Annotated in this window: 1 protein-coding gene; it reads left to right on the top strand. The window is 65.6% G+C overall.

The window, feature by feature from the left end; genetic code table 11:
* On the top strand, window positions 1-250 hold a 250-nt coding region (locus tag G5A07_RS21560), incomplete at both ends, for a hypothetical protein (RefSeq protein WP_223107822.1).

Raw genomic sequence — 250 nt, 5'->3', positions numbered from 1 at the left:
GTCGAGGGTGTCGACTACCACCATACCGGCGAGGTCCGTCGCATCGACCGCAAGGGCATTGGCCGCCTTCTCGACGAGCGCAGCATCGTCCTGCTCTCGCCGCTGGGCTACTCGCCGACCGGGGAAATCTTCAACCTGGCCTGCGAAGACGTGGCCATGCGCGCCGCCATCGACCTGGAAGCGGAAAAGCTGATTCTCTACGGCGCCGAACAGGGCCTGCTGGACGCATCCGGCAAGCTGGTCCGCGAAC

Source organism: Stenotrophomonas sp. AS012628 (assembly GCF_010608305.1).
GTDB lineage: Bacteria > Pseudomonadota > Gammaproteobacteria > Xanthomonadales > Xanthomonadaceae > Stenotrophomonas > Stenotrophomonas geniculata.
This window is presented reverse-complemented; position numbering and strand designations above follow the sequence as displayed.